Genomic DNA, 6161 nt, shown 5'->3' on the forward strand with positions numbered 1-6161 from the left:
ACAACGCCCTGTTCACCGCCCAGATCGGCTTGATCGCCGAAGCCGTGCGCTTGGCCGCCGATCTCGGCGTCCCCGAGTCCGCCCTGATGTCGGCGCTCCCCCACGCCAGCAGTTCCAGCCGCGCGCTGGCCGGTGTCGCCGCCAGGGGCTCGGTCGCCGAATTCCGCTCTTCGGTAGGCGATTTCGTCCGCAAGGACGTGGCCGTCGCCCGCGCGCTCGCCGCCGGTCTCGGCGTCGAGCTCGGCGTCCTCGACGCCGCCATCGCGGCCGCGGAAACCAGCGCAGGCAGCCGGTGACCTCCGGCCGGTCGGGTCGCCCCCGGACGTCCGGTCTTACCCGGGTGCCCGCGCCGGCAGAGATCGGACCGGCATTTCCCGGCCGCCCGTGCGCCCGACGGATCACCGCTCACGTTCGGACCCGCCATCACTGCGGGCCCCACCGGAGCGTTCCCCCCGGCTCGAGGTCGTCGCCTCCGTACTCCGGCGAGTTGTTCTCCGGCAGCAGAGCACGCCCCACCCAGTCGGGCGGCCACGGCTCGGCAACGATCGAGATCGAGCTGTCGGCATCGCCGCAAGCGCCGTCCCGCGAGCCGAAAGACGATCGGGCATACCAGTGCCCGGCGCGGACCTGCACAGCGAGCGACCCGTCGACAACGGATACCACCCACCGATCCAGTTCTTCCAGCAGCGCGGCCGATCCCTCGTCACAGGCATCGCATCCACAGTCGGGGACGGTCGACACAGCGACGGCGGGATCACCGACCGCGACCGTCACACCGGCAGGCCGATCCCTCTCGGCCGGTGTGTGCACCGAAAAGACCAACGGCAGCCCGCCTCCGGCGGCGGGCACCAGCACCATGTCGCCCCCGTCGGCCCGGTGCGGACGCACCGCCCATCGCACCGACGAGCGCTCACGCGCCCACCCCCTGCCGCAGGACCGCCCGCCACGCCCGCGCGCGAGCCACGATGGTGTACCTGCCCGGCTCCGAACACCGCGAATACTCGTCGTCCGACCTCGAGCCGTCCGCGTGCGGATCGGGCCATCCGGTGGCCGACTCGCCCGCGATCGTGCGGAAAGCCGCATCGACGTCATCGAGCAACCTGCAGATGTCGACGGAGAGCACCGCGGGCGCAGCCTCGGGTGCCACCACTCGCCGCCACAGATTTCCGTTGTAGTCGTCCCACCAGGACAAGCCCATCCCCACCCGACGACCGTAACCGATGATGGCACGACCCCGGTCCCACGGCGCCCCGGCCGACAGCATCGGATCGGGCGGACTACTCGACCTCGATCGCCCGTTCCGGGCACGCCCCGATCGCCTCGTCCACCACCTTCTCCAGATGCGCGGGCACCTCAGTGGCGACGACCTCGGCATAGCCGTCGTCGTTGATGTCGAACACCTCGGGGCACATGCTCACGCACACCCCGTGGCCCCGGCAGCGGTCCGCGTCCACGGTGACCTTCATGCGCGCGCCTCCTCCACGACGTCGAATTCCAGGTGCAGTCCGGTGAGCCCGCGCAGGATGAACGTGGGCAGGTAGTCGAACTCGCGGGCGCCCGCGGGCCCGTGCACCGACGCGTCGATGCGGATGTCGCTGGTGCGGGCCAGCAGCCGTTCGATGGCGACGCGGGCCTCCGCGCGGGCCAGCGGCGCGCCGGGACAGGTGTGCGGGCCGCGGCCGAAGGCCATGTGCGAGCGGGCGTTCGAGCGCGTGGGGTCGAAGGCGTTGGGGTCGGTGAAGCGGCGCGGGTCGCGGTTGGCGGCGCCGTTGACGACCATGAGGATGCTGCCCTGCGGCACCGGAACCCCGCCCACGGTCGTGTCCACCTTGGCGAGCCGGAAGTCGCCCTTCACCGGGCTCTCCGCGCGCAGCGACTCCTCGATGAAGTTGGGGATGCGGCTGGTGTCGGCGCGCAACCAGGCCTGAAGTTCCGGCTTCTCGGCCAGTGCGCGGAAGGCCGAGCCGAGCAGGCGCACGGTGGTCTCCTGACCCGCGGAGAACAGATTGGCCGCCACCCGCACCACGTCGAGCACCTCCGGTTCCGAGCCGTCGGGGAAGGTGGCGACCGCCATGCTGGTCAGCACGTCCTCGCGGGGTTCGCGGCGGCGCTGTTCGATATAGGAGGAGAACTTGCCGTAGAGGAACTCGATCGGGTTGTGCTGCATGCCTTCACCCTCGGTGCTGCCCACATTGCTGTTGGCGCGGTGCTGACGCTGCAGGGCGTGCAGGAATTCCTCCTGGTCCTCCGGCGGCACGCCGAGCAGGTCGGCGATCACGTAGAGGGTGAAGGGGCCGGCGAAGTCGCGCACCAGATCACCACGACCCTCGGCCAGGTAGTCGTCGAGCACGCGATCGGCGATCGACCACATCGCCTCTTCGTTCTCCTTGAGCCGCTTCGGGGTGATCAACCGCATGAGCAGGGCGCGGTGCGCGGTGTGGACGGGCGGGTCGAGGGTCGGCAGCTGATCGCTCATCGGCAGCTTGTCGCGATGTTCGGCGATCAGCTCGTCGACGTTGTCGGCACCGGCCAGCGGCACCGGGAAGCCGGGGAACGGGCCGGTCACCGAGATGCAGGAGGAGAAGCGATCGGTGTCGTTGTAGACCTCGATGGCTTCGTCGTAGCCGGTCACCATGATGACGTCGTGGTGGTTCTCCCGTTGCACCGGGCACTGTTCGCGCAACGCGTCGAAGTACGGGTAGGGATCGGCGACGAGCTCCTGACCGAGGAAGAAGTCCAGATCCTGAAAGTTGTTCGCCACTCGACGTTCCCTTCGACATCCACAACCACGGACGACATCGCGACCACGGGCACGGTCCTGCGCACCGTCCCGGCGATCAACTGTCCGCCAACTGAAATTTTCACAGTTGAGAATATGCCTCTCATCTGTGAGTATGAGATTTCCACACCGTCGCCCGCGCGTCAACTCCAGAAGGGCGTTTCCATGACTGTCGATCTCTCTCCCGAGCAGCGGTTGTTCCGCGACACCACCCGCGAATTCCTCGCCGGGACGGTTCCCGTCGAGAAGGTGCGCGCGCTCGCCGACAGCGCGGCGGGCTTCGAGCGCGCGTGGTGGCGACGGGCCGCCCGACTCGGGTGGACCGCACCGATGGCCGACGAAAGATCGGGGGGCGGAAGCATTCCCGGTAATCCTACGACCGATCTGACCCTCGTCGCCGAACAACTCGGCGCGGCGTGCGCGCCCGGCCCCTTCGTCACCGTGAGCGCGGCGCTGTCCGGGCTCACCTGCTTCCCCGACCACTGCGGCGACGTCATCGGCGCGGTCGTCGCCGGGGAAGCCCTGATCTCGTGGGCGCTCTACGAGCCCGGCCGCGGCCTCGACGTGCTCGCCCGCGGGGGCTCGGCGGCCGACGTTCCGCTCACCGGGACCATCGCCGCGCCGCACGCGGGCGGCTACCGCCTCACCGGCGTCAAGGACCGGGTGGAGGCCGCCGATCAGGCCGATCTGTTCCTGGTGACCGCGCTCGGCCCGGCGGGCACCGTCCAGCTGCTCGTGCCCGCCGACACCCCCGGCGTCACCGTATCCCTCGGCTGGACACTGGATCTCGTGCGCCGCACCGGCCGGGTGAGCTTCGATGAGGTGCTGCTGCCCGAGTCGGCCGTGGTGCATTCCGGCGCGGCCGCCGTGGCCGCGGTCCGCCGCCAGCTGCACACCGCGGCCGTGCTGACCGCCGCCGAGAGTGTCGGGGCCACCGGCCGCGCCATGGAGGCAACGGTGGGCTGGCTGCGCGACCGCTACACCTTCGGCCGCCCGCTGGCCTCCTACCAGGCGCTCAAGCACCGGATGGCCGACAACAAGACCTGGCTGGAGGCCGCGCGCGCCACCACCTACGCCGCCGCGAAGCTGGTCGACGCGGGTGATCCCGGCGCCGACGAGGCGGTGAGCGTCGCCAAATCCTATGTGGGAGCCAAAACTCCGGTGATCGTGCAGGACTGCGTGCAACTGCACGGCGGCATCGGCGTCACCTGGGAGCACGATCTGCACCTGTATCTGCGCCGGGTGACCTACGGCCGCGCGCTCTACGGCACGCCCGAGGAGCACCGCCGTCACATCACCGACCTCATCGACCGCGCCGCCTGAACCCTCGTCACCCGCAGGAGCCCGCCATGACCACCGATCCCGAGCCCGTCGAGGATTTCCGCGCCCGCGCCCGCGCCTGGCTGCGCGACAACCTGCCCGCCGCCCCCGCCGACGCGGGCAAGACCGACACCGAGGAGGCCTGGGACCGCGCCCGCCAGGTGCAACGCATCCTGTTCGACGGGGGCTTCGCCGGCATCTGCTTCCCCAAGGCCTATGGCGGGCTCGGTCTCACCCCGGCGCATCAGGCTGCCTTCACCGAGGAGTCGCTGCCCTACGAGATGCCGGTGATCCTCAATGTGCCGACGCTGGCGATCTGCGCGGCGACCCTGCTCGACCTCGGCACCGAGGAGCAGAAGCGCGAGCATCTGCCCCGGGTGCTGCGCGGCGAGGAGATCATGGTGCAGTTCCTGTCCGAACCGAGCGGCGGCTCGGATCTGGCCGGGCTGACCACCCGCGCGGTCCGCGACGGCGACCGCTGGCTGCTCAACGGCTCCAAGATCTGGAGTTCGGGCGCCTATGCCGCCGACTACGGCCTGTGCCTGGCACGCACCAACTGGGAGGTGCCCAAGCATCGCGGCCTGACCCTGTTCCTGGTGCCGGTGCGCGCCGAGGGCGTGACGGTCCAGCGCATCAGGCAGGTGACCGGCTCCACCGAGTTCTGCCAGGAATTCTTCGACGATGTCGCCCTGCCGGAGGAGGCCGTGATCGGCGCGGTGGACGGGGGCTGGCAGGCCGCCTCGCGCCTGCTGTTCCACGAGCGCGCCGCCCTCGGCGGCACCTCCCCGTACACCAGCGGCGCCCGCCCCCATCTCGGCGGCGACGTGGACCGCCTGGTGGCGCTGGCCCGCGCGGGCGGGCACTGGCACGACCCGCGGGTGCGCGAGGACATCGGCGAGGCCAGGGCGATGAACGTGGTCCGCGACCAGCTCATCGACCACATCACCGGCGCCGTCACCCACGGCGATCTCCCCGCGTCGGCCGGGGCCATCACCCGCCTGTTCAGCGCCGAAACCGCCTGGACGCAGGCGGACACCGCGGTGCGCATCGCGGGCTCGACCGCGGCCACCCATCACCCGGGCGATCCGGTGGACACCGCCGAGGTCGGCACCGACTACCTGTTCCGGGCGGCGTGGAGCCTGGCGGGCGGCAGCACCGAGATGGCGCGCAATGTGATCAGCGAACGGGTCCTCGGCATGCCGCGCGAGCAGGTCGCGGACAAGGACGTGCCGTTCAACCAGGTGCCGCGCGGGCGCACCGGCGGCTGACCGGTGTCCTGGGGGCGCTGCCCCGCGCTCAGCCGCGCACGTCCTCCCAGACGAAGCCGTCGGGATCGGTGAAGGAACCGACCGAGCCCGCGAGCACCAGCCGGTGCGATCCGGCGCCCTCCGGGGCGACCCCGGCGTCCTTGGCCGCCATCCGACGCCCGTAGAGCCCGAGCGTCACCGCCGAGGCCCCAGGGGCGAACTCGACATACCGGCTGCCGTAGCTCTTGGTCACCGTCAGCCCGCGCTCGGCATAGCACTGCTTGGTCGCCTTGACCTTGTCGACGCCGAGCAGCACCACGAAGTCCTCGACCGCGCGGGTGGTCGGGCCGCTGTCCTTCTTCTTCTGGGTCGCGATCTTCCAGAGCGTGCCGTCGGGCGCCTGCACCACGGCGCCGTACCCCCAGAGGTTCTTCTTCCCCGGCTTGACGACGGTGGCTCCCGCCGCGACGGCGGTGTCGACGTAGCTGTCCACATCGCTGGGCTGCGGGACGACCAGGGAGAGCACGAAGCCGCGGAACCCGGAGGTGGGGGCATCGCCGGCCCGCACCCGTACCCGGTCGCCGAGGCCGAAGGCGGCGTCGAGGAAGCGCTGTGCGGCGGCGGGGTCCTCGACCTCGAGCACGATGTGGTCGACAGTGGTCTGATCTGCGGTGATGTTCATGTCCATGACGCTAGGCGCACACCGGGCCGCCGTGCTTCTCGATTCCTGACCGGTTGCCGCCCCGCGGCGCGGCGTGATCCAGCGCACTGCGGCCGTCCCGACCGGAAGGCCCGCCCGAGCGGGCGGATTACGC

Annotated in this window: 7 protein-coding genes and 1 pseudogene; 3 read left to right on the plus strand and 5 right to left on the minus strand. The window is 70.9% G+C overall.

Annotated elements, in window-relative coordinates:
• A pseudogene (locus QH283_RS18605) lies at window positions 1-296 on the plus strand (NAD(P)-dependent oxidoreductase); the annotation flags it as partial.
• A 127-nt stretch (window positions 297-423) separates the two neighbouring features.
• Here the strand turns inward: QH283_RS18605 and QH283_RS18610 are convergent.
• The 4 genes from QH283_RS18610 to QH283_RS18625 all read right to left on the minus strand — a co-directional run bounded on the left by QH283_RS18610 (window position 424) and on the right by QH283_RS18625 (window position 2761).
• The gene (locus tag QH283_RS18610) at window positions 424-858 is read right to left on the minus strand and encodes a DUF6226 family protein (protein WP_414689542.1); all 435 of its coding nucleotides are present in this window, start codon (window positions 856-858) and stop codon (window positions 424-426) included.
• Window positions 859-910: 52 nt separating this feature from the next.
• Window positions 911-1198, minus strand: coding sequence for a DUF6226 family protein (locus QH283_RS18615; protein ID WP_280504271.1), 288 nt, complete (start codon window positions 1196-1198; stop codon window positions 911-913).
• 79 nt (window positions 1199-1277) lie between these two features.
• Complete coding sequence (locus QH283_RS18620; RefSeq protein ID WP_280504266.1) at window positions 1278-1466, minus strand: ferredoxin; 189 nt, start codon at window positions 1464-1466, stop codon at window positions 1278-1280.
• On the minus strand, window positions 1463-2761 hold the full coding sequence (locus QH283_RS18625; RefSeq protein ID WP_280504267.1) for a cytochrome P450: 1299 nt from the start codon (window positions 2759-2761) through the stop codon (window positions 1463-1465). Before QH283_RS18625 ends, QH283_RS18620 begins: the two co-directional genes overlap by 4 nt.
• Window positions 2762-2944: 183 nt before the next feature.
• Between QH283_RS18625 and QH283_RS18630 the strand changes: the two genes are divergently transcribed.
• Complete coding sequence (locus QH283_RS18630) at window positions 2945-4102, plus strand: acyl-CoA dehydrogenase family protein (protein WP_280504268.1); 1158 nt, start codon at window positions 2945-2947, stop codon at window positions 4100-4102.
• A gap of 26 nt (window positions 4103-4128) precedes the next feature.
• Window positions 4129-5367, plus strand: coding sequence for an acyl-CoA dehydrogenase family protein (locus QH283_RS18635; protein ID WP_280504269.1), 1239 nt, complete (start codon window positions 4129-4131; stop codon window positions 5365-5367).
• Between the two features lie 28 nt (window positions 5368-5395).
• Here the strand turns inward: QH283_RS18635 and QH283_RS18640 are convergent, their stop codons facing one another.
• On the minus strand, window positions 5396-6028 hold the full coding sequence (locus tag QH283_RS18640) for a glyoxalase (protein WP_280504270.1): 633 nt from the start codon (window positions 6026-6028) through the stop codon (window positions 5396-5398).
• Between the last annotated feature and the right edge of the window lie 133 nt (window positions 6029-6161).

The sequence above is a fragment of the Nocardia farcinica genome, from assembly GCF_029867845.1.
In the GTDB taxonomy this organism is placed as follows: Bacteria; Actinomycetota; Actinomycetes; order Mycobacteriales; family Mycobacteriaceae; genus Nocardia; species Nocardia farcinica_A.